Here is a 762-nt window from a genome sequence, read left to right on the forward strand (position 1 = left end):
GGCACGGGTGCCTGTGCCCTGGCTTGCTTTCTTTTTAGTGGCCAGCCACTCCTGATATTGCTCACCCGTTTTGGCAAACACCAAACCCTGCCAGCCATTGGCAATCGACTTCCCGATAAGTTCCAGGGCAAAGGCTTCTTCAAACCCCGCCAGCTTATCCAAAATGCGTTGTACACTGAGTGCCGATTTGTAGGGCTTTTTGATCTCCGTGCGGTACTTCAGCCAGTCGTCCCAGGCTTGCTTGAAAGTATCCGAAGCAAAAGGCAGCTTGACTTCTGAGGCAAGGCTTGTTTTTTTAGGCGTTGGCTTTTTGACTACCTTAACTTCTGCCGTTTTAGGCGCCTGCTTCTTTTTGGGTGGTACAGTAGCTTTTTCTTTTTTAAGCAACTCTTTCTCTTCTTCTATAGAGATATTGTTAGTTGACTCATTACTGATACTACTATGTGGACAAATTGGCATGGTTGCTGGCTCTTTTTGGCATGGTTGTGCCGTTTGAACCTCGCCAAATTGTCCTTGAACCATGCCAGTTTGTCCCTCAACCTTGCCAATTTGTCGAGGTTCCAGCCGGGCAAAATTGACCCGAAGCTGGCGGTGATGCCCGTCAAATCCTGACAAAATCAGGTAGTTGTCTTTGACAAGCTCCGAAATATACCTGGCCGCCGAACGCTTACTAATATTAAGGGTAGCCGCAAAATGCTCGTTAGAGGCAATGCAGCCCAAGGGCTTTTGTTGCAGCAAAGAAATTTCCACGAGCAGGTTTTT

At 47.8% G+C, this 762-nt stretch carries 1 protein-coding gene; it reads right to left on the bottom strand.

The window, feature by feature from the left end:
• The coding region (locus tag Q0954_RS34180; RefSeq protein WP_299466640.1) for a helix-turn-helix domain-containing protein at window positions 1-762 on the bottom strand (762 nt) is incomplete at both ends.

Origin of the sequence: uncultured Microscilla sp., from assembly GCF_947493425.1 — a bacterium.
Taxonomy (GTDB): domain Bacteria; phylum Bacteroidota; class Bacteroidia; order Cytophagales; family Microscillaceae; genus Microscilla.